Origin of the sequence: Aquitalea sp. USM4, assembly GCF_004328945.1 — a bacterium.
Taxonomy (GTDB): Bacteria; Pseudomonadota; Gammaproteobacteria; order Burkholderiales; family Chromobacteriaceae; genus Aquitalea; species Aquitalea pelogenes.
Genome location: NZ_CP029539.1, coordinates 3511615 through 3532472, shown reverse-complemented (window position 1 = coordinate 3532472; position 20858 = coordinate 3511615). Strand labels below are relative to the sequence as shown.

Here is a 20858-nt window from a genome sequence, read left to right as displayed (position 1 = left end):
ATTTTCCACTCGACAATATGATTCACAAACAACCCCCTTCATCGCTGCCGCAATCCCTCACCCCGCCCCGGCCACCCGCTTCAATCATGCCTTGATGCAGCGCAGCTGACAGACCTAGCAATCAAGAACGCATACAAGCAATGCAATAAAGAGTGCTTCAAATCCAGCCTCACCTCGGATTTCGCAAATTCTTTTTCAAGTCATCAAAAACAAAAACCTCCTGCACTACATAAAACCAGCTATCATCCGGCTCATATTGCCTCCACCCCGCGGGTAACTCCGATTTGGCAACATAGCCTCTAAAATTAGGAGCCGTTAAAAATTGCAGACCATTTTCGCTATAAGCATCACCAACAATATAAATACGCCTGGATTTTGATAATTTATAAAAATACAATCCAGAATCACACCCATATGGCTGTTCATAAACAAACGCACCCCTCACCCCCTTCCTCGAATAACGTATATTGTACTTTGCGAAATGCGCTCGCAACGAATAATATCTGTCAGGATCCCCATCAATAATACACTCACCTTTGTAATTACGATTAACCACTACAAAACCCTTCCTGCCGTTTTCATAGTAACCAACCTCCAAAAAATCAGGCACCCCCTCAACAACATTACCGACGCTAGCCATTGCCTCAGCCATTGCAATGTATTTGAATACACGAATTTCTGAAGCACAGGAAAAGCCAATGCATTCATAAAGAAACATGAACAAAATTAACTTATTCATCAATCTCTCCACTTAACCGACCGGCACACCCGAAAACAGTATCAGCATGATTTACTCACTCAATAATATCCATCATCAAGAATCCCTGCTGGCTTGATCACTTTTGCAAGTCTTCACGATAAATCGGCCAAGCTTTTCAAACATCAAAGAATCTACCGGGGATACAGTGGCTTTTTGAAGGACCCCGCTCCATCCTCCGGCCATCCCCTTCAATCATGCCTTGATGCAACATCTTTCAGCTCCCAAGTCCGACCTCCCCGATATGGCGTTTTAACCATTAATACAGCTTGAGAACAGACATACCGAGTTGAGTGACCTGTTTGGTGATGGCGGTATGGGATAGCCGCGTTCAATAAGCTGCTTGACAGCTTCGATCTTGAAGTTTTGGGGAAACACCCAATCAATGACTTTTGCATAAAAGCCAGTATGAGGCTTTCAAGCCATCAGGAAAAGAAGGAATGATTACAGCTCAATCAAACAAGCTGCCCTGCTCCGGAGCGGCTTCTTTCGGCTTGAGCGGTGCGGGGGCGGCGGTCATCAGTTCGGCGGGGTAGTGAGTAAGAAAGCTGCGTGCCTGTTCGGGGTTGGAGCAGTTCAGCCAGTGCATGTACTGATCCGGCGGCACAATCACCAGCGAGCGCTTTTCATCGCCCGGCCGGTGCATGCGCTTCATCAGCGGATGGTGGTCGGCGTTGATGGTGATCTGGGTGAAGGTGTGGCTGATGCTGCCATCCGGCTCGGACCAGGCACGCCACAGGCCGGCCACGGCAAACGGACTGCTGTCGGCCATGCCGATTTGCCAGCGCTCGGCGCGGCCGGATTCATAACACGGCTCGTAAAAGTGCTGCATGGGCACCAGGCACAGGCTCTGCTGCTGCCAGGCACGGCGGTAGTTGAACAGTTCACCAATGGTTTCGGCGCGCGCATTCATGGTGCTGATGCGCACGCCGGGTGGCTGGTGGCGTTTGGGCACCATGCCGTAGCTGGCCAGCTGCAGCACCGCTTCGCCGTGGCGGCCTTTGACGATGATGGGTGCCAGATAATCTTGCCAGCACTCGTCCGGCCACAGCAGGTCACCAGCTGGCAGATTGAAATGGCTTGCCAGCTGGCGCGGGTTTGGAGGCATGAAGTTGATGCACATGGCGGCATGGTATGCCGTCCGGCCCGGCCTTGCCAAGCGCGGCGGCTTCGGTTTTTCTCGCGCAAATCCTCACCCTGCACTGCCTGCTTTCTGCTATATTTGATTTTGTACATAATCATATAGAGCAGTTGCCATGCACTACCCCATTCCTCTGTCCCGCTCCAGCCCGCTGCGCATTCCACTGGTGGCCAGCAGCGTGCGTGCCGGTTTTCCCAGCCCGGCCGACGACTACGTGCAGGACAATATCAACCTCAACACCCTGCTGGTGGACGACCCGGACTGCACCTTCCTGATGATGGCCAGCAACGATGCCATCCACGGCATTTTCAAGGGCGACTATGTGCTGATCGACAAGGCACGCAGCCCGGTACACGGCAATGTGGTGGTGGCCGCGCATGAGGACGGCTTTGTGCTGCGCCGCCTGCACAAGCAGCAAGGCATGCTGGCGCTGCTGGCCGATGCACCCGGCTATCCCATGATTCCGGCAGAAGGCGATTACACCTTGCAGATATGGGGGGTGGTGATTGCCGTGGTGCGGCGGCTGGTATGAGCACCTTTGCACTGGTGGATGGCAACAGCTTTTACGCCAGTTGCGAGCGGGTGTTCCGCCCGGACCTCATCGGCCGCCCCATCATCGTGCTGTCCAATAACGATGGCTGCGTGGTGGCCCGTTCGGCCGAGGCCAAGGCGCTGGGCATTCCGGCTTTCCTGCCTTTTTTCCAGATACAGCAACAGTGCTACAAGCACCGTGTGGCGGTGTTCTCCAGCAATTACGCGCTGTACGGTGACATGTCGCGCCGCATGATGAGTGTGCTGTCGCGCTTTGCCCCGCAGCAGGAAATCTACAGCATCGACGAATGCTTTCTCGATGTAACAGGCATCCCGGACCTGGACAGCCACGGCCACCGCATCCGCCAGGCGGTGTGGCAGGGGCTGGGTATTCCCACCTGCGTGGGCATGGGTAGCAGCAAGACGCTGGCCAAGCTGGCCAACCATGTGGCCAAGAAGCGGCCAGAGTGGAACGGCGTGTTTGAATGGGACTGGCTGAACCCGCGCGAGGCGGACCGGTTGCTGGCCGAATTCCCGGTCGGCGCGGTGTGGGGGATTGGCCGTCGCATTGCCGAAAAGCTGACCCTGATGAATATCCACAGTGCTTTGGACCTGAAACTGGCCGACCCGCGCCACATCAAGCGCAAGTTCAATGTGGTGGTGGAGCGCACGGTGGCAGAGCTGAACGGCGTAGCCTGCCTGGCACTGGAAGACGTGGCTCCGGCCAGGCAGCAAATCATCTCCAGCCGCAGCTTTAGCCGCCTGGTGCACGACCTGCCCTCACTCTCTGCCAGCATCAGCCACCACGTCGCCCGTGCAGCCGAAAAGCTACGCGCCCAGGGCAGCACCGCCGGGCTGATTGGCGTCAGCATCCGCACCAATCCCTTCCGCGACCTGGGCCAATACCATGGCTACACCTGCGTGCCACTCGTCCACCCCAGCGCTGACACCCTGCTACTCAACCGCGCCGCCCAGGCAGCGCTGCGCGCCATCTGGCGCAAGGAGTTCAGCTACCACAAGGCCGGAGTCATCCTGATGGACATCGGCCCGGCCACCCGTCAGCAGCCGGATATGTTCTGCCCGCTGCCCGACCCCAAACGCAACCGGCTGATGGCCGCCATCGACAAGCTCAACCGCGATTTTGGCAGCGGAACCATCAAGCTGGGTGCCGAAGGCCTGACCGAGGACTGGCGGATGAAGCAGGAAAAGAAATCGCCCTGCTACACCACCCGCGTGGGCGACATCGTGCAACTGCGCTAAGGCCCGCCAACACCCACCCTGCTCCTGCCTTGTGCTTCCATGCCTGCCGTACCATTTGTACTGTCGGTGTCGGCGCGGCTTGCTGGCGCTGATGCGGCACACTCAGGCCCCGGACGCCACATAGCCAATCCGGTAACAGGTGCCGTCCATCTCCTGCTGCCGGAAGTCCTGTTCGCCACGCCAGGCCGATACTCGTAGCAACTGCCATTGTCGCGGGTCGTAAGCGGTCAACACCGACACGGCACCTTGCTGCTGTAGCCGGGCGGCCTGTTCCTGCTCCTGCTGGCGCAAAGCGTCAAGCGACTGACCGGGCAGAATGGCTTGCGTCTGGCAGAGGCACACGCTGGCGGTGGGCATGACATGGCTCCCGATGCTGTCCCAGACCGGCCAGATATCGACATGCGGCCTGCCAAAGTCGGCGCACAGCGCCTTGAAACCGGGGCTGGAAAGAAAACGGTTGATGCCCTCGTTATCCCGCCACAGGTAGAACGGCGCATAGGCATTGACGCTGCCCGGCTGCCGGACATCATGTTCGGACCAGAGATAGGCCTTCCATTCGAGCTGGGGAAAGCCATCCAGCAGATGGCCGCGTTCACGGATGCGCTGCCGGATGATGGCCATGTCGTAGTCGGCGGGCAGGACAAAACGGTATTGCATGGCAAGCATGATGTGTCTCCTAACTGTCGCATTCAGGCAGTGCCGACTTGCCATTGCCAAATGACCAGTCTTCCAGCCCGGTGGTGGTAATCACCACCATGATGTCTTGCTGGCGCAGGCCGGGGCTGGCCGCCAGCCGCTCTGCCAGCCGGGCAAAGAATGCGCGCTTGCAGGCTGTGCTGCGGGCCCGACCGGCGGTAATGTGGAACAGGGTGAAGTCCGCGCTGCGCGCACCTGCGGTGGCGAGATACTCCCGGTCGAACACCAGCTCGCCAGCCCCACATTGCTGGAACACCTGAAAGCAGTCGCCCGCCGGTACCTCGAAGCTTTCTTCCAGCGCCTGCTGCAGGCTGTGCGAGATGGCCCTGAGCCAGGACTCCGGCTTGCCGGCCGCCAGTGCGATACGGGTATAAGGCATGACAGGCTCACTTTCCGTGCGGCATTGCCGCCAGCACATCCACCGCCGATGCAGCGGCAGGCCAGCCGGCGTAAAAGGCCAGATGGGTGATGAGCTCGCCCAGTTCGGCCCGGCTGATGCCATTGTCCATGGCCAGCTGCAAGTGAAACGGCAGCTGCTCCAGCCGGTATAGCGCGGTGAGTGCGGCGACCGTGGCAATGCTGCGCTCGCGCGGACTCAGGCCGGAGCGTTGCCAGACATCGCCAAACAGGAGCGATTGGGTGATTTCAGCCAGTCTGGGGGCCTCGACTGTCATGTTCTGCATGCTGCGTGAAGAAGAGCTGGTCATGCCTGATTTTCCTGTCGTTTTTGACAGCACCCAGCTTAAGCAGTCAGAATGATTTTGATAATCAAAATGTTTTTTCATTACCGTTCACTTTTTCAGGACTATTACCGTGAGCCGTATCAGCCTGGACCTGGATGTGCTGCGCAGCTTTGTGACCGGTGTGGAGATGGGCAGCTTTGCCATGGCCGCCCAGCGCATGAACCGCTCCACTTCCGCCATCAGCGCCCAGCTGAAAAAACTGGAAGAGCAAGCCGGCCAACCCTTGACGCGCAAGGCAGGCCGAGGCCTGGTACTGACACCCGCCGGGGAAGTCATGCTGGCCTATGCCCGCCGATTGCTGGCACTGAATGACGAGGCGGTGCAAGCGGTGCAAGGCAGCGGGCTGGAGCAAGGCTGGATACGGTTCGGCATGCAGGAAGACTTTGGCGAATCGCTGTTGCCGGCCATTCTGGGGCAGTTTTCCCGTGCCCATCCGCAGTTCCGGCTGGAGGTAAAAGTGGCACGCAATCAGCAATTGCTGGATGGTCTGGCCAAAGGAGAGCTTGACCTGGTCCTGGCCTGGGATGGCGGCCAGCCCTGGCCCTATCAACAGGTGATGGGCAGGCTGCCGCTGTGCTGGATAGACAGCAAGGCCAACCCGTGGCCATACCCGGCGGACAGCGCCCTGCCGCTGGTGGCATTTGAAGCCCCCTGTCTGATGCGGGCAGCCGCCTGCGCCGCACTGGAACAGGCCAATCTGGCCTGGCGGCAGGCTTTTAGCAGCAGCAGCCTGAGCGGGATATGGGCTGCCGTTGCCGCCGGGCTGGGCGTGACGGTGCGCACCCCGGTCGGCGTGCCGGATACGCTGCAATTGCGGCAGGACCTGCCCGCCCTGCCAGACATCCGCCTCATGTTGTATCGCGCCGAATCCACCGCCACAGTCGGCTGCGAACGCTTGTCAGACATTGTCAGCCAGTCCTTGCAAGACTATCTGCATGGACTGGGCGGTGCCTGAGCAGCATCCCGACATCGTCACCATACTGCCATGTCCGTGCAAATGCATGCCTGTCACCCGCGCCGCTGTGGCAAGATCGCTGCGTACTTATCACCAGACCAGTATTTCATGTCACGTACGGAAAGATTGTTCACCCTGTTGCAAGCCCTGCGGCAACACCGTTTCCCGGTGACCGGGGCCAGCCTCGCCGCTGAGCTGGGCATCAGCCTGCGCACGCTGTACCGCGATATCGCCACCCTGCAGGCACAAGGTGCCGAGATTGAAGGCGAACCCGGCCTGGGCTATGTGTTGCGACCCGGCTTCATGCTGCCGCCGCTGATGTTCAGCACGGAGGAAATCGAAGCGCTGGTACTGGGCTCGCAATGGGTGGCCAAGCGCACCGACACCCAACTGGGCCGTGCCGCACAGAATGCGCTGGCCAAGATTTCCGCAGTGCTGCCCGCTGCATTGCGCCACAGTCTGGACAACAGTTCGCTGCTGGTGGGCTCGCCTTCACAGGCAGAAGCCGATGCGGTGGACTTGTCCATCATCCGTCAGGCCATTCGCGCCGGGTACAAGCTGGGCATCGACTACTGCGACTTGCAGGGCAATGTCACCCAGCGCACCATCTGGCCGCTGGCCTTGGGCTATTTCGACCACGTACGCATGCTGGCCGCATGGTGTGAAACACGGCAGGATTTCCGTCATTTCCGGACAGACCGCATCTTTGCCCTGCGAGCGGGCAAGGAGCACTACCCGCACAGAAAGCACGAGCTGCTGAAAGCGTGGCGCGCAGCCGATGCCGCCCGGCAGGCCAAAAACAGTAACAACAGCTGACTACTGACAAAAACTGTCAGTGGCTGGCGTGACAATGGCATCACTCGAGATCAACCCACCGGAGTGAATGCCATGCGTCTTTATTACCACCCCCTGTCGTCTTGCAGCCGCCGCGTGCTGCTTGTTGCCCGGCAACTTGGCTTGCCGCTTGAACTGATACAGGTTGATCTGTTCCGTGGCGAGCAGAACACACCCGCCTTCCTGCAGCTGAACCCGAATCATCAGGTTCCTGTGCTGGAAGACAATGGCCATGTGCTGTGGGAGTCTTACGCCATCATGCAGTACCTGGCAGAGCTGGCGCCGGACCAGTCCCTGCATGCAGCCAGTGCACGCGAACGGGCCGACGCCAGCCGCTGGATGTTCTGGTGTGCACAGCACTGGATGCCGCCAATCAGCAGCCTTAACTGGGAGAACGCAATCAAGCAAATGGCCGGGCAAGGCCCGGCCAGCGCGGTGGAAGTAGAACGGGCGGAAGCCGGTTTTGTCGCCGCCGGCCAGATTCTCGATCAGCACCTTGCCGGGCGGGAGTGGATATGCGGCCAACAGCCATCGCTGGCGGATCTGGCCATTGCCGCCCCGCTGGCCGACTGGCAACAGGCCCGCCTGCCGCTCAAAGAGTTCGGGGAAATCGTCCGCTGGTTCGGCCAGATTCAGGCGCTGGACTGCTGGCAGCAAACCGGGCACATCACCAGCGTACAGGCAGACTGAGCACGGCAGGCCTGCGCGGCAGCACAATGGCGTGCAGGCCCACACCGGCAAACAGGCGGTCAGCCTTGCTCAGGCCACGCTGTCCGCGTTCAGGTAGGGCGACACATGCTGTAAAGCACGTGCCAGGTAGTCTTCCTTCTCCCCCACCGGGGCCACGTAATGCAGTGCATCCCGGGCGGCCTGCATGCCTTCAAGCCTGGCAATCAGCCAGAAAGCCAGATATTGCGAGGCCAGGCAGCCCCCTGCCGTTGCCACATTGCCTCTGGCAAAAAACGGCTGGTTCAACACGCTGATACCCGCCTCCTGCACCCAGGGCTTGGTAATGAGGTCGGTACAGGCCGGGATGTCCTGCAACAGTCCAAGCCTGGCCAGTATCAGCGTGCCCGAGCATTGGCCCGCCAGCAGCTGGCGGGAGGGATCCAGCCGCAGCTGCGCCATCAGCGTTTCGTCGGCCACCACATCCCGCGTTTTCAGGCCGCTGCCTACAATCACGGCATCCGCCTCGCAGGCCTGGGCCAGCGAAATGTGCGATTCCAGCACCACGCCATTCATGGACGTCACCCGTGCCGTCGGACTGGCAATGGATACCCGCCAGTCCGGCTTCCTGATGCGGTTCAGGATGCCAAAGGCAATCAGCGAGTCCAGTTCGTTGTATCCGTCGAAGGTAAGAATGGCAATGTGCATGACCGGGCCTCGCTTGTCCGAAGTGATTGTGAAATGCCAGCCTGAGAGCGGCTGACAAAATAGCGTAGCATCCCTGGGGCCAGGCGCGCCGACGCAGACAGTACAAGGGTACGGCAAGGAGGCGCAACGCCGCAGCAGGTTTTTTGTTAGCGGCGCCAAGCTGAATAAGCAACACAAGCAAAAACTGGCATGAATACAGGCCATGAACCCAGCAGGATGCAAGCGGTTTCAGGCCCGCTTGAACCTGTCGTGCGGCCTGCGGCACTGCATACCAGCGCCAGTATCATCCGGCTGCCCAGCGACTGCTGACTGGCAGCCGGCACATGGCGCACGGTTCAGGACTGCTGACTGTGCGCGCGCAACTGTCCGGACAGAAAGTCGACAAAGCACGCCACCCGCGCCGCCAGAAAACCCTGACGGTAATACACCGCCCACACCGGCTGCCGCCACGGCAGCATGTCATCGGGCAGCAAGGCGGTGAGATGACCGGCGGCAATATCCTGGTCGACCAGAAAATCCGACAGGCAGGCAATGCCGTTACCGGCCAGCGCCAGATAGCGTAGCGTCTCGCCATTGGAAGCGGTCATGGTCGGCTCTATCGCCAAACCGTCAACATGACCATGCCGCAAGGGCCACAGATTCAAGGACGAAGGCTGGGAGAAGCCCAGCAGGCGCTGGCGGGCAAGCTCGGCCACCGAGTCCGGCGCACCGTGTTCGGCCAGATAGGCTGGCGACGCCACCAGACGCCAGCGGCTTTCAAACAGCAAGCGCGCATTCAGGGTGGAGTCCTGCAGCTGGCCGACGCGCAAGGCCACATCGGCCCCCTGTTCAATCAGGTCCCCTACCATCTCGCCACTGGTCAGCTCCAGCCGTATGCGCGGATAACGACGACAGAACGCCGGCAACAAGGGGGCCAGCACATGATCGAACACCGGCGTGGCGGCATTGATGCGCAACAGGCCGGACGGATGCTCCGCCGCCGACTGCAGCGTCAGCTCCGTTGCCTGCATGCGGCCCAGGATGTCGCGGGCATTCTCCAGGAACCAGCGCCCTTCATCGGTCAGATCCAGCCGCCGCGTGGTGCGCCTGATCAAGCGCACACCCAGCTGTTTTTCCAGCTTGCCGATACTGCGGCTGATGCCGGATGGAGTCAGCCCCAGCTGTTCTGCCGCAGCAGAAAACGAGCCCTCCTCGATCACGGTGACAAAAGCCTGCATGGTTTCTGTGCTCAGCATTGTTGATTACCAGTCACAAGACATTGAGTTTCAGACGTATTTTTCCTGCCTTTTCAAGCAATGATAATGCGAACTCTTCCTGCATTGCCAACCGACCTCCACGCAAACCCGTGCCGGGGCAGTCCGGTGCCAGCCATCCGCAACTGGCCCCCAGCTGCACCGGCGGGAGCGGAGCACGGGTCACCGGTGATGTCCTCACACTGCTTTAAGGAGTTTTTGCATGCCACTTGCCCTCTGGGCGCTGACACTCAGCGCGTTTGCCATCGGCACCACCGAATTTGTCATCGTCGGGCTGATTCCGACCATTGCCGCCAGCCTGCACGTATCGCTGCCTTCTGCCGGCCTGCTGGTCAGCCTGTATGCGCTGGGCGTGGCCATTGGCGCGCCGGTACTGACCGCCCTCAGCAGCCGCCTGCCACGCAAAACCCTGCTGCTGACCCTGATGGCCCTGTTCACGCTGGGCAACCTGCTGGCCTGGCAGGCTCCGGCGTATGGCACGCTGGCCATCGCCCGCGTGCTGACCGGCCTGACCCACGGTGTGTTTTTCTCGATAGGCTCCACCATTGCAACCAGCCTGGTGCCCAGGCAGAAAGCCGCCTCGGCCATTGCGCTGATGTTTTCCGGCCTGACGGTTGCCCTGGTGACCGGTGTGCCACTGGGCACCTTCATCGGCCAGACATTTGGCTGGCAAACCACTTTTCTTGCCGTCTCCGGCCTTGGCCTGATCGCCCTTGCCGGCAGCTGGCTGCTGGTGCCTGACAACATCGCCCGCACGGCGCCCACCTCCTTGCTCGGCCAGTTTTCGGTACTGGGCAAGCCGCGGTTGTTGCTGGTGTATGCCATGACGGCGCTGGGCTACGGCGGTTCATTCATTGCGTTTACCTATCTTGCCCCGATGCTGGAGCAGGTCAGCGGCTTCAAAGCCTCGGCCACCGGCGTGCTGATGCTGGTTTACGGTATTTCGGTTGCCGTGGGTAATGTCTGGGGTGGCCGCCTGGCCGACCGCAAAGGCCCGGTACGGGCGCTGCAGATCATCTTTGCAGGCCTGGCCCTTGCGCTGGTATTGCTGGCGCTGACCGCCAGTTCGCAATGGCTGGTGGTGCTCACCATCTTGCTGTGGGGTGCGGTGGCATTCGGCAATGTGGCCGGCCTGCAGCTTTATGTGGTGCAACAAGCCCAGCGGGATGCACCGCATGCGGTGGATGTGGCATCCGGCCTGAACATTGCTGCATTCAATCTGGGCATTGCATTCGGTGCTTGGGCGGGCGGCCTGATTGTCGAGGCGATGGGCATCATGGCCACCCCGTGGATTGGCGCCCTGATCGTACTGCTGGCACTGGCGCTCACCACCTGGTCCGGCGTACTGGACCGGCGTGCCAGCCCCACGCTGGCAAACTGCACGCCATGAGCGCCCCTGCCTGGCCACGCTGCCTTCCCTGATGGCAGGTGGCGATTTGCCAAGGCGCTAGCGGGGAGTCAGCACGCAGGCACAGGCCGATATGGGACTGGCTGCGGTTTCAGGGCAGGAGCGGGAAAAACGCGGGATTGGAAAAGTCACTGACCAGCCAGTCGTATACCACGCGAACCCGCGCCGGAACCGGGCTGCGCTGTGGCCGGTACACACTCAGCGCCCACGGGGTGGGTGCCAGCTCGGGCAGCACCTCCACCAGTTCGCCGCTGCGCAGGTGGGGAATGGCGACAAAACCGGGCATCTGGGCGAAACCGAAGCCGGCCACCACCGCGGCACACTCGGCCTGGGTGCTGTTGCTGATGAATGCCAGCTCCCGCGGAATCCACTGCGACTCCTGACGGAAAAACCAGGGCCACGGTTTGCCGGTGCGCTGGTCGATGGTGCCAACCACAGGCTGTTGCTGCACGTCCTTCAGCGTGCGCGGCACTCCGCAGCGGGCCAGCAAGCCGGGGGCGGCCACGATGTAGAACGGCACTTCGGCTACTTGCCGCGCCACAAAGCGGCTGTCCCGGATCAAGCCGTGGCGGATGCCGATATCAATCTGTTCATCCACCACATCGGTTTCATCATCTTCCAGATGCAGTTCGAAATGCAGGCCCGGATACTGCTGGCGCAAGCGTGCCAGGCTGTGTACCAGGCTGGTCTGGCCGATGGCCTCCGGCGCGGTCAGCCTTACCGTGCCTTCCACTTGCTGGGCCGCATTGGCTTCCGCGCCGCGGAACAAGCAATCAATCCCCTCCACGCCTTGCCTGGCGATATGTGCCAGACGCTCACCTTCGCGGGTAATCCGGCACTGACGGGTATTGCGATGGAACAACAGCTCGCCGAACTGGCTTTCCAGCTCCTGGATGGCACGGGTCACCACCTGTGGCGAGATGCCAAGTTGCTGCGCGGCTTCCTTGAAATTGCGTGTTTCCGCCGCAGTACAGAAGATTCGCAGCATTTCCAGTCGATTCAGCATGCATCCACTCCCCTTGTGATACCGGGCAGCTTATTCCTGTTTCAGGAATTCAAAAAGCTTGTTTCATCCATTCCTGAGAATTCAGCAATTGGTGATACTGACGGCCTCAGGCGCCAAGCAGTACGACAGCGCATAGCAATCACCATGAAAAAAACAATCATGTTTACACCTCCGCCCTGCCTTGAAATGAGGCCTTCATGCAACTGATCCTGGCATCCATCCTCCCCATCATGCTGGCGCTATTGTGCGGTTACGGCATCGGCCTGCTGCTGCCGCGCCGCCATACCCGGCACTGTGCCCGCCTGTTGACGCCGCTGATCTGGCTGTTGCTGTTCTTTTGCGGCAAGGGCTTCGGCACAGTGCTGAGTGATGGCAGCATGCTGGGCAAAACCCTGGGGACGGCGCTGATTTTTGCGTCCCTGACCAGCTTGCTGCCATGGGGGCTGATTGTGCTGTGCATGCGTCAGCCGCGTGCCAGCGGCAAAACAGAGCCAGCCGAACGCCCGCCCGTCACGCAGTTTTTGCATGCACTGCGCGACTGCCTGCTGGCCCTGGGCATGGTGGGCATGGGGGCCGTTGCATCCGGGTTTCAGCTAGGCTGGCTGGATGCCATCAGCACCAGCCAATTGCTTTACCTGCTGATTGTGCTGGTTGGCATCGACCTGGTGGAGCTGAAGCTGGGCAGTGCCTGGCGCACGCCGGAGGTGATGGTGCTGCCGGTTCTGGTCATCATCGGCTCGCTGGCCGGAGGCATGGCGGCGGCCGTGTTTACCGGCGAAGGGGTGTGGACTTCATTGGCGCTGTCCAGCGGTTTTGGCTGGGTCACCCTGTCCAGCATTCTGGTGAGCAGCAAGCTGGGCAGCAACTATGGGGCTATTGCCATGCTGACCGACCTGTTCCGGGAGCTGATGGCCATTGCCATGCTGTACCTGCTGGGCGCACGTTTCAGCAGGGAGGCCATCGGCATTTGCGGTGCCACCGCACTGGATGCCACCCTGCCACTGATCCGGCAGAAATGCGGCACTCATCATGTATCGCTGGCCCTGATCAGCGGTTTTGTGCTGACCCTTGTCAGCCCGCTACTGATCATGGTTTCCCTGGCCTAGCGCATCGGGCCGCCTGCCCACAGCAAGCTGCGGGCAGGTGAACATCATGCGCTATCGACCAAATAGCCTGGCTCAGCTCTCCAGCACATAACTGCCAGGCGCATCACCCAGTGCCGGGTATTGCCGGCTGCTGACCGACGGTGCCTTGCCCAGCGCACCCGAGCGTGGTTTCAGCCATTGCATCCAGTCATCCCACCAGCTGCCCTGATGATGTTCGGCCGCTTGCTTCCAGTGTTCCGGGCTTTGGTGGCGCTCGGCCGGGGCCACCCAGAACGCGCGCTTGGGCGGATTGACCGGCGGGTTGACGATGCCCAGGATGTGGCCGGAGGTAGACAGCACAAAGCGCTTGTCGCCAGACAGGAAGTGATTGAGCCGGAAGGATTGTTTCCACGGTGCGATATGGTCGTCTTCGGCGGCAACGGCATACACCGGCTGGCTGATGGTCTCCAGATTGATGGGGTGACCAGCCACGGTCAGCGCGTTGGGCTTGATCAGATTATTGTGCTGGTAGAACTGGCGCAGATACCAGGAATGCATGGTTGCCGGCATGCGGGTGGTGTCCATATTCCAGTACAGCACATCGAAGGCCGAAGGTTTTTCACCGTACAGCCAGCCATGCACCACGTAGTGCCAGATCAGGCTGTTGGGACGCAGCATGCGGAAGGACATGGCCATGTCCTTCCCATCCAGATAGCCGGTTTCGGCCATTTTCCCGTCCAGCCAGTCCAGCGTGGCCGGGTCGATGAATACCTCGATGTCACCCGGACTGTGATAGTCCACCAGCGTGGCAAAAAAGGTGGCGCTGGCTACCGGATTATCGCCATTGGTGTAGTGCTGGCTGCTCCATGCCAGCCAGGTGGCCAGCATGGCCCCGCCTATGCAATAACCCACCGCATTGACCTGTGGCTGACCGGACAGCGCGCATGCCACCCGGAATGCCTGGTCCAGCCCGTCCTGCAAGTATTGGTCAAAAGTGGTGCCGGACTGATCCGCGCCCGGATTGCGCCAGCTGATGATATAGGTGTCCAGCCCCTGCTCCAGCAGGTAGCGGATCATGCTCTTTTTCGGGGTGAGATCCAGCACGTAAAACTTGTTGATGCACGGTGGCACAATCACCACCGGCACCTGATGCACCGCCTTGACAGTGGGGGTGTAATGAATCAGCTCGAACAAGGCATTACGGAACACCACCTTGCCCGGCGTGGTGCCCAGGTTCTCCCCTACTTTGAATTCATTGGTACTGCTCATGCGCACCGCGCCCTGACGGGCATCTTCCAGAAAATTCTGCCAGCCCAGCCGCAGGCTTTCGCCATTGGTTTCGGCCGCCCGGCGCATGGCAACCGGGTTGCTCCAAAAGAAATTGCTGGGTGCCAGTGCATTCAGCCAGTTACGGCTCCAGAACGCCGCCTGTCGGGTAGTGCGCGCCGACTGGCCTGGGGTTTCGTACACCATGTCTTGCAGGTGATGGGTCAGGATCAGATACCACTGTTTGGCGATATCAAAACTGGCGGTATCCGACCACTCCGCCTCCACAAACCGGGTGTCTTCCGGATGGGGTGACTCTACTTCCGGCCCTTTCACCCCAAGGCAGCGTCTGGCGGCATACTGCTGCAGATTGAACAGCTTTTGTGCCAGCCGGGCATTGGATTCAGCCAGCTGGGCGGGATGGCACAACCAGGCCAGCTGGGTGTGGATGGCAGATCTGCTCATGCCAAATGGGTCAAAAATATTTTCCAGCACATGCACAAAATGCTGTGCATTCTGGAAGGAATCGATAAACCAAGTATTTTCCGTTGCTGGCTTAGTCATGAAGCTCTCCCCGCAGCATGTACCTTGAATGGTCAAGCCAGCATAGCCCACCCAGGCGGCTTGCTCATGCCTTTACCGGTTTTGTTTGATATAAAGCGGGAGTTGCTGCCAATAAGGCTGGGGCAAACACCACACATTCTCAAGCGACCTTACCGTTTTTTGTCAGGTAATGGTTTTTTCACTACAGCGCAAATCGCAAAATGTGCTGGCCATTTGGCTGTGTGTAGCCGCCCTGTTCCGCCAGCACCCGGTGGCTTGCCAGGTATCCATAATAATTGGCATGCAGGCAGACATTCGCAACAAACACCTACTCGCCCGGCAAAACATGGCCATTCATTTAGCAGAATGGCTTGGTAATGGTGCATCTATTGCTGGTGAGACTTGAAAGAAAAAGATTTAATAATAAGCTTCACTTTGAAATATGTTTTATTTTCCGCAGGCAAGCATCCATACTATCTGGTGATGACGTCTTGCGTCTGAAATCAACTGGCAACAAGGCAGGTGGATACTGCCCACGGCACCTGCTAGCCGGAACATAAAACTATAAAGGAGTGTGGATAATGCGGTCGTTAAAAGCCAAACTGATTGTCTTTGTTGCAATATTGCTGGCCATCCTGAGCACCTGCATTGCCGCGCTGGTGTACAACCAGATGCGCAGCAGTATTGTCACCGGGGTGGAAAACGAATTGAGTGGCACAGCCAACGGCTATGGCACTTTTGTCAAAAGCTGGTACGACGAGAAGTTGCGCGCCGTGGTGGCAGGTAACCCGCTGGCCGACCATCCGGACCCTGTCCCCACCCTGGCCCGCATCAATGAAGCCGGTGGTTTCTCGCTGACCTATGTCGGCTTTGCCGATCACCACATTGTCTATTCCGACGGCCACGCCCAGAAGCCCGGCTACGACCCGGCCAAGCGCCCCTGGTACCAGCAAGCGGTAGCCGCAGGCAAGGCCACGGTGTCGGCCCCTTATGTGGACTTTGATACCGGCAAGCTGTGCCTGACCTTTGTTTCTCCGGTGTCCTCTGGCGGCGCACTCAAGGCCGTGGTGGGCGGTGACATTTTCATCGACGCCCTGGTCAAGACCGTGCTGTCGATCAAGCTGCGCGGTGATGGCTATGCCTTCCTGGTGGACAAGAGCGGCAATATCATCGCCCACCACAATCAGCAACTGACGCTCAAACCCATCAGCAGCATTGCCCCCACCCTGTCGGCCGAACAGCTGAACAGCCTGGCCAGCAGCAATGCCATGCAGCTGATCCAGATGGAAGACAGCAACAAATACGTGAAGGTGGTGGCCATTCCGGGTACCGACTGGTTGCTGGGCGTGGTGATGAACGACAGCGTGATCCGCGAACCGCTGAACAAGCTGCTGCTGACCATTGTCATCATCGCCGCTGTTTCGCTGCTGGTGCTGGTGCCCATTGCCAGCGTGATTCTGGCCTCCATGCTCAAGGGCCTGCGTCACCTGAACCAGGCCATGAATGAAATTGCCCGCGGCGAAGCCGACCTCACCCGCCGCATCGAGGTATCCGGTCAGGATGAAATTGCCGAAACCGCCCATGCCTTCAATCTGTTCGTCGATCATCTGCGTGACATGTTCCGCCAGGTCAAACAGGAAGCGGACCGGGTGATCAGCGGAGTCGACGAAGCCGGCAGCACGGTACGCCGGGTGGCCGAGGACTCACGCGAGATTTCCGACGTATTCAGCGGCAACGCCGCCACGCTGGAACAAATCACGGTCAGCATTGCCCATATTGCCGAATCCACCCGCGAAGCAGACCAGCTGGTGAGCCAGACCGACAGCGCCTCCACCCAGAGCGCCAGCGACATCAAGCAGATTTCGTCCGAAATGGCGCGCACGGTGGATGCCGTCAAGGGCCTGTCCGGTATTCTGGAAACCCTGGACAACCGTTCGCAGCAGATTACCGGCATTACCAATGTCATCAAGGACATTGCCGATCAAACCAATCTGCTGGCCCTGAATGCCGCCATCGAAGCGGCACGCGCCGGCGAGATGGGCCGCGGCTTTGCCGTGGTGGCGGACGAAGTACGCAAGCTGGCCGAGCGCACGGCGCAAGCCACACTGGAAATCACCAGCATGGTGAACACCATCCGCAGCGAAACCAGCCAGGCGGTGAGCAATATGCAGCAGACCGTCAACTCGGTGGATGGCGGGGTGGAAATCACCCAGGGCGCGGTCAAGCGTATCGACGACATCCGCCAGGCCATGCAGGACGTGGTGAACAAGATGAACGAGATTTCGCTGTCCACCAAGGAACAGCACAACGCCACCACTGCCATTTCGCAAAGCACCGAACGCATCAACAACCGCATCATCGACAGCGACCAGTCCTTGCAGGGCGTGCACAGCACACTGTCCACCCTGAATGACGCCGCCTCGAAAATGCGCGAAATGTTCAGCCGCTTCAAGGTGTAAACCCGTACCACACGGGCTGACCACTCTCCGGTCAGCCCACTCCATCATTCCCCGCACATAGCCTAGCTGCGGGCTCCCTGGCACCATGCACATGGTGCATGCCACCAGTTCAACCCCTCTCTGGACCAGCCCAGCCTGACTGGTGAATAACAAACTCATTGCTATTAAATGCCAATGGTATTATTAATTACCAGTTGTTGATGCAAATCGGCATTCCACACTACTTGCAAGGGGTAAATCATGAGTCAGTCCAACGGCGAACAAACCATCACCGCAGGCAGCTGGACCAATATCGGTACAGGTCCGCTCACCATCCAGCTGCTGACTCTCAGTGGAAGCGCTACCGTGATCGTTTCGGACACCCAACCGGCCAGCGGTGCTGTCGGTTCTGTGCTGTCTCAGGTCAGGCCCATTATTCAGGTGAACACCGCTCAGGCGGTATGGGTGCAGGCGGCGGCCAGTTTTGACAATCCCTCTGGCAGCATCGCCATCGATGTCATGCTGGGCACCCCGCTGGTGGCTATTTCCAACCTGACCAGTGGCATTGCCCAGGTATCCAGCCGCGACCCGTCCGGCAACGCCAATGGAATTGCCGGCAATCCGTTTTATAGCGTCAATGTGGAAACCGGTACTGCCTGGAACTATGTGGCCAGCAGCGGTGGCATCAGCACGGCAAGCAGCGTGGTTCTGGCAGCCGCCGATATCAATGGCCGCTGCAGTTATCTGCGCAAACTGCAGCTGATCAATACCGGCAGCACTGCCACCGAGGTATATGTGGCCAATGGCAACAGTGCCATCTGGCGCTGCAAATTGCCTGCCAACATGAATACCCCCGCCATACTGAGTTTTGATGATGGTGAGCTGATCAGCACAGCCAATACCGCGCTCAATTTCTATGTCGTCACCGCCGGGGCTGCGGTTTACGTCAATGCCCAGGGCTTCATGAAATGAGCAATGCCCTCAATTCACTGGCGCAACTGGCAGCAGCCCTGCCAGTACCGGCAGCCTATAACCCGGCAACGGTACCGCAATCGTTTGCTGCAGCCCTCAAGGCTGGCAATTTCCAGAGCACCGACAGTTATCTGTTTGGCAGCAACACCACGCCCACCGACCCCAAACAGATACGGATTGCCGACCTTTCCACGCTGGCAAAATACTTCAAGCCTTACAAACCCGGCACCGGTTTGTACACCATCAACTACGAAATTGAACGCTATCAGCCCTTCAATGCGAGCAACCATGCCATCGGGGACAACGGCCTAGCCTTGACAGCCACCTTGCCAACCCTGCCCTGGCCGGTGCTGAGCAAATCCCTGGCCCAGGCCCCCAACGGCTCGAACCAGCTTTACCTGAATGATGTCAGCGGTATCAACCTCGGGCAGGTGGCTGCATGCGCCAACTTCGGGGGACTGCTGTTTGTCACGGCGGTGGATACCGTCAACAACATCGTCACACTGTGGGGCAGCAACCCGGCAACAGGTGCCGCACCGGTCATCAACAATCTCAATCCGGCCTATACCACGGTGGATTTCCTGCCGATTTATGTCGCCACCATTTCCAGCGTCAACTCTGCAAGCTCACTCACCCTGACCTGCCTGCCAACCGCGGCGGGCGGTACGGCACCGTGGCCGTTTCCGGCGCAAATCGTTCCCGGCATGCAGGTTACGGCCTATGGCTCCAGTGCCTTTGGACAACCCATCATTCAGTCGGTCAATGCCAGCAGCGGTGTCATCAGCCTGGCCAGCCCCATTGGCATTGCCTATTCGGCAGGCATGCGGGTGCTGTGCATGCCACCACTCAATGCCGGACAGATCTGGTCGCACAAGAATTACTGGGCTGGGGCCAATGCATTGCAAAAATCCGTGGCGGTTGAGGTGCAGGCCATCATGCCGCGTGCCCAGGGTTGCTGGCCCGCCGCCTGGCTTTATGGTGATGGCTCGGTAGTGCGCCCGGCGCTGACCGGTTCGGAAATCGATATCATGGAGATGTACTGCGCCAGCTTCTCTCCCAAATTAGCCGGAGTACTGACCCAGACCACGCACGGTCCAACCGGTGCGACGCAAGTGCATAGTGTCGCCACCGGCAACGGAACCTGGCTGACTGCCAGCTACTGGCGACCGCCCGCATCGGTCATTGATGGTAACCCGCATCGCTTCCAGATGATCTGGAACGGCAGTGCAGTGTATTACTTCGTCGACGATGCGTTTGTTTGTGCCGACCTGGGCATGGCCAGCTGGGCAGGCCAGCCCGCTACCATAGGCTGTAATCTGGCAGTCGGCTCGGTGCAAGGCAGCAGTATGCAGATTGGCCTGTATCCGGCGCACACCCCCGCCAGCGGCGTGATTGACAGCTTTACCATCCAGCAAATCAATGTCTGGATTCTGTAATCCCGGTCCGACCCCAGCACTAAGGGGTCGGAGTACGCCACACCATGGCGCATTCCTTCGGTTGCAGCATGTGCACGCCATGCTGACGCAGTGCTGATGTTCAGCAGTCATGGGTCAGTAAACACCAATCCGCCTGGCGACCGGCGACTTACTAGCCGTCTATTTCCTGCAAGCGGGATTGCAACAAGTCGGTCATCCATTTCATGAATACCTGCACCCGCTGCGGCAGCTGGCGACGGTTGGCATAGATAAAGGAAATCGGCATCGGTGCCGGGCGATAGTCGGGCAGTATTTCCACCAGCTGCCCGCTGGCAAGATAGCTGCGCATGCCCGGCTCGGGCGACTGCACGATGCCAAGGCCAGCCAGGCAGGCTGCGGTATAGGCTTCGGAATTGTTAACGGTGAGCACACCGGCCATGGCGACATGGTGCACGCTGCCCGGCGCTTGCGGGTCGACATATTCAAAGTCGGGATCCCGTCCGCCAAAATTGGCCTGGTAATGCACCAGCCGGTGCCGGTCCAGCTCGGCCAGTGACTGCGGCATGCCGTATTCGGCGATATAGCGCGGGCTGGCGCAGTTGATCATCCGGTACTGCCCGACCGGCCTGGCAATCAGGCTGGAATCCAGCAAGGCTCCCACCCGCAACACACAGTCAAAGCCCTCACGCACCAGGTCCACCCGCCGGTCGGTGCTGCTCAATTCCAGCTGCAAGGCCGGATGCTGACGCAGGAAATCCGGCAGTTGCGGAATCACCAGCTCGCGCGCAATGGCCAGCGGCATATCCACCCGCAAGCGCCCGCTGAGCGCGGCAGGCTCTGAGCGAAACATCTGCTGCAATTCGCTCATGTCGGCCAACAGGTCCTTGCAGCGCTCCAGTACCACCTGCCCGTCCTGCGTCAGTTGCACGCTGCGCGTGGTCCGGTGCAGCAAGCGGGTGCCCAGCTGGTTTTCCAGCTGCTGCACCGCCAGTGAAACCGTTGCCTTGGGCAGCCCCAGGCTTTCTGCGGCGGCAGTAAAACCGGACAGTTCGGCAACGCGGACAAAAACCTGCATGGCGTCGAATTGATTCATGGTGGCGCGCCTTATTGTTATCAAATACTGGACAGTTTAGCCATAAATTGCATGTTTATCGGCAAATTAATCAGCAATAGACTGCACA

20 protein-coding genes are annotated in these 20858 nt (G+C 59.5%); 10 read left to right on the top strand and 10 right to left on the bottom strand.

Annotated elements, in window-relative coordinates; all coding sequences use genetic code 11:
- Positions 1-169 precede the first annotated feature (169 nt).
- Complete coding sequence (locus DKK66_RS16255) at positions 170-739, bottom strand: hypothetical protein (RefSeq protein ID WP_131359745.1); 570 nt, start codon at positions 737-739, stop codon at positions 170-172.
- Between the two features lie 469 nt (positions 740-1208).
- Positions 1209-1865 (bottom strand): SOS response-associated peptidase, encoded by a 657-nt coding sequence (locus DKK66_RS16250; RefSeq protein ID WP_242673508.1) that lies wholly within the window; start codon positions 1863-1865, stop codon positions 1209-1211.
- A 148-nt stretch (positions 1866-2013) separates the two neighbouring features.
- On the opposite strand from DKK66_RS16250, the gene DKK66_RS16245 reads away from it, so the two are divergent.
- On the top strand, positions 2014-2430 hold the full coding sequence (locus DKK66_RS16245; protein ID WP_062787855.1) for a LexA family transcriptional regulator: 417 nt from the start codon (positions 2014-2016) through the stop codon (positions 2428-2430).
- The gene (locus DKK66_RS16240) at positions 2427-3689 is read left to right on the top strand and encodes a Y-family DNA polymerase (RefSeq protein WP_131359741.1); all 1263 of its coding nucleotides are present in this window, start codon (positions 2427-2429) and stop codon (positions 3687-3689) included. The genes DKK66_RS16245 and DKK66_RS16240 overlap by 4 nt, the downstream gene beginning before the upstream one ends.
- A gap of 102 nt (positions 3690-3791) precedes the next feature.
- Here DKK66_RS16240 and DKK66_RS16235 read toward each other — a convergent pair whose 3' ends face one another.
- The 3 genes from DKK66_RS16235 to DKK66_RS16225 are packed head-to-tail and all read right to left on the bottom strand — an operon-like array spanning position 3792 to position 5092.
- Positions 3792-4355 (bottom strand): DUF4865 family protein, encoded by a 564-nt coding sequence (locus DKK66_RS16235; protein ID WP_131359739.1) that lies wholly within the window; start codon positions 4353-4355, stop codon positions 3792-3794.
- A gap of 10 nt (positions 4356-4365) precedes the next feature.
- Positions 4366-4764: a tautomerase family protein gene (locus DKK66_RS16230; RefSeq protein ID WP_131359737.1), complete on the bottom strand. Its 399-nt coding sequence runs from the start codon at positions 4762-4764 to the stop codon at positions 4366-4368.
- A 7-nt stretch (positions 4765-4771) separates the two neighbouring features.
- Positions 4772-5092: a carboxymuconolactone decarboxylase family protein gene (locus DKK66_RS16225; RefSeq protein WP_131359735.1), complete on the bottom strand. Its 321-nt coding sequence runs from the start codon at positions 5090-5092 to the stop codon at positions 4772-4774.
- A 106-nt stretch (positions 5093-5198) separates the two neighbouring features.
- Here DKK66_RS16225 and DKK66_RS16220 point away from each other — a divergent pair, with 106 nt between their 5' ends.
- The 3 genes from DKK66_RS16220 to DKK66_RS16210 all read left to right on the top strand — a co-directional run bounded on the left by DKK66_RS16220 (position 5199) and on the right by DKK66_RS16210 (position 7607).
- Entirely contained in the window at positions 5199-6083 is an 885-nt protein-coding gene (locus DKK66_RS16220) for a LysR substrate-binding domain-containing protein (RefSeq protein WP_131359733.1), read from the top strand.
- A 108-nt stretch (positions 6084-6191) separates the two neighbouring features.
- Positions 6192-6899, top strand: a complete 708-nt coding sequence (locus DKK66_RS16215) for a YafY family protein (protein WP_131359731.1) — start codon at positions 6192-6194, stop codon at positions 6897-6899.
- A gap of 72 nt (positions 6900-6971) precedes the next feature.
- Positions 6972-7607, top strand: a complete 636-nt coding sequence (locus DKK66_RS16210; RefSeq protein ID WP_131359729.1) for a glutathione S-transferase family protein — start codon at positions 6972-6974, stop codon at positions 7605-7607.
- Positions 7608-7676: 69 nt separating this feature from the next.
- On the opposite strand, the gene DKK66_RS16205 is transcribed toward DKK66_RS16210, so the two are convergent.
- Positions 7677-8291, bottom strand: a complete 615-nt coding sequence (locus DKK66_RS16205; RefSeq protein WP_062787840.1) for a DJ-1/PfpI family protein — start codon at positions 8289-8291, stop codon at positions 7677-7679.
- A gap of 335 nt (positions 8292-8626) precedes the next feature.
- Positions 8627-9526, bottom strand: coding sequence for a LysR family transcriptional regulator (locus tag DKK66_RS16200; RefSeq protein WP_131359727.1), 900 nt, complete (start codon positions 9524-9526; stop codon positions 8627-8629).
- A 220-nt stretch (positions 9527-9746) separates the two neighbouring features.
- Here DKK66_RS16200 and DKK66_RS16195 point away from each other — a divergent pair, with 220 nt between their 5' ends.
- Entirely contained in the window at positions 9747-10934 is a 1188-nt protein-coding gene (locus tag DKK66_RS16195) for an MFS transporter (RefSeq protein WP_131359725.1), read from the top strand.
- Between the two features lie 109 nt (positions 10935-11043).
- Here DKK66_RS16195 and DKK66_RS16190 read toward each other — a convergent pair whose 3' ends face one another.
- Positions 11044-11958, bottom strand: a complete 915-nt coding sequence (locus tag DKK66_RS16190; RefSeq protein WP_131359723.1) for a LysR family transcriptional regulator — start codon at positions 11956-11958, stop codon at positions 11044-11046.
- A gap of 197 nt (positions 11959-12155) precedes the next feature.
- Between DKK66_RS16190 and DKK66_RS16185 the strand changes: the two genes are divergently transcribed.
- Positions 12156-13064 carry a lysine exporter LysO family protein gene (locus DKK66_RS16185; RefSeq protein WP_131359721.1) on the top strand — a complete coding sequence of 303 codons (909 nt, stop codon included), beginning with the start codon at positions 12156-12158 and terminating at the stop codon, positions 13062-13064.
- Between the two features lie 72 nt (positions 13065-13136).
- Here DKK66_RS16185 and DKK66_RS16180 read toward each other — a convergent pair whose 3' ends face one another.
- Positions 13137-14774, bottom strand: coding sequence for an alpha/beta hydrolase (locus DKK66_RS16180; RefSeq protein ID WP_131359719.1), 1638 nt, complete (start codon positions 14772-14774; stop codon positions 13137-13139).
- 659 nt (positions 14775-15433) lie between these two features.
- Here DKK66_RS16180 and DKK66_RS16175 point away from each other — a divergent pair.
- From DKK66_RS16175 to DKK66_RS16165, 3 genes are all read left to right on the top strand, one after another.
- Complete coding sequence (locus DKK66_RS16175; protein ID WP_131359717.1) at positions 15434-17311, top strand: methyl-accepting chemotaxis protein; 1878 nt, start codon at positions 15434-15436, stop codon at positions 17309-17311.
- 240 nt (positions 17312-17551) lie between these two features.
- The gene (locus tag DKK66_RS16170; RefSeq protein WP_131359715.1) at positions 17552-18262 is read left to right on the top strand and encodes a hypothetical protein; all 711 of its coding nucleotides are present in this window, start codon (positions 17552-17554) and stop codon (positions 18260-18262) included.
- A complete protein-coding gene (locus DKK66_RS16165; protein ID WP_131359713.1) occupies positions 18259-19698 on the top strand; it encodes a family 16 glycosylhydrolase in 1440 nt (479 codons plus the stop codon). The genes DKK66_RS16170 and DKK66_RS16165 overlap by 4 nt, the downstream gene beginning before the upstream one ends.
- A 151-nt stretch (positions 19699-19849) precedes the next feature.
- Here the strand turns inward: DKK66_RS16165 and DKK66_RS16160 are convergent, their stop codons facing one another.
- The gene (locus DKK66_RS16160; protein WP_131359711.1) at positions 19850-20770 is read right to left on the bottom strand and encodes a LysR family transcriptional regulator; all 921 of its coding nucleotides are present in this window, start codon (positions 20768-20770) and stop codon (positions 19850-19852) included.
- Positions 20771-20858 lie beyond the last annotated feature (88 nt).

Bases quoted from the DNA above. Each gene is read 5' to 3' on its own strand.
- DKK66_RS16225 (WP_131359735.1), bottom strand. From the start codon at position 5,092: ATGACCAGCTCTTCTTCACGCAGCATGCAGAACATGACAGTCGAGGCC.
- DKK66_RS16210 (WP_131359729.1), top strand. From the start codon at position 6,972: ATGCGTCTTTATTACCACCCCCTGTCGTCTTGCAGCCGCCGCGTGCTG.
- DKK66_RS16245 (WP_062787855.1), top strand. From the start codon at position 2,014: ATGCACTACCCCATTCCTCTGTCCCGCTCCAGCCCGCTGCGCATTCCA.
- DKK66_RS16185 (WP_131359721.1), top strand. From the start codon at position 12,156: ATGCAACTGATCCTGGCATCCATCCTCCCCATCATGCTGGCGCTATTG.
- DKK66_RS16195 (WP_131359725.1), top strand. From the start codon at position 9,747: ATGCCACTTGCCCTCTGGGCGCTGACACTCAGCGCGTTTGCCATCGGC.
- DKK66_RS16250 (WP_242673508.1), bottom strand. From the start codon at position 1,865: ATGCCTCCAAACCCGCGCCAGCTGGCAAGCCATTTCAATCTGCCAGCT.
- DKK66_RS16200 (WP_131359727.1), bottom strand. From the start codon at position 9,526: ATGCTGAGCACAGAAACCATGCAGGCTTTTGTCACCGTGATCGAGGAG.
- DKK66_RS16230 (WP_131359737.1), bottom strand. From the start codon at position 4,764: ATGCCTTATACCCGTATCGCACTGGCGGCCGGCAAGCCGGAGTCCTGG.
- DKK66_RS16165 (WP_131359713.1), top strand. From the start codon at position 18,259: ATGAGCAATGCCCTCAATTCACTGGCGCAACTGGCAGCAGCCCTGCCA.
- DKK66_RS16170 (WP_131359715.1), top strand. From the start codon at position 17,552: ATGAGTCAGTCCAACGGCGAACAAACCATCACCGCAGGCAGCTGGACC.
- DKK66_RS16255 (WP_131359745.1), bottom strand. From the start codon at position 739: ATGAATAAGTTAATTTTGTTCATGTTTCTTTATGAATGCATTGGCTTT.
- DKK66_RS16175 (WP_131359717.1), top strand. From the start codon at position 15,434: ATGCGGTCGTTAAAAGCCAAACTGATTGTCTTTGTTGCAATATTGCTG.
- DKK66_RS16190 (WP_131359723.1), bottom strand. From the start codon at position 11,958: ATGCTGAATCGACTGGAAATGCTGCGAATCTTCTGTACTGCGGCGGAA.
- DKK66_RS16205 (WP_062787840.1), bottom strand. From the start codon at position 8,291: ATGCACATTGCCATTCTTACCTTCGACGGATACAACGAACTGGACTCG.
- DKK66_RS16180 (WP_131359719.1), bottom strand. From the start codon at position 14,774: ATGAGCAGATCTGCCATCCACACCCAGCTGGCCTGGTTGTGCCATCCC.
- DKK66_RS16215 (WP_131359731.1), top strand. From the start codon at position 6,192: ATGTCACGTACGGAAAGATTGTTCACCCTGTTGCAAGCCCTGCGGCAA.
- DKK66_RS16235 (WP_131359739.1), bottom strand. From the start codon at position 4,355: ATGCTTGCCATGCAATACCGTTTTGTCCTGCCCGCCGACTACGACATG.
- DKK66_RS16160 (WP_131359711.1), bottom strand. From the start codon at position 20,770: ATGAATCAATTCGACGCCATGCAGGTTTTTGTCCGCGTTGCCGAACTG.
- DKK66_RS16240 (WP_131359741.1), top strand. From the start codon at position 2,427: ATGAGCACCTTTGCACTGGTGGATGGCAACAGCTTTTACGCCAGTTGC.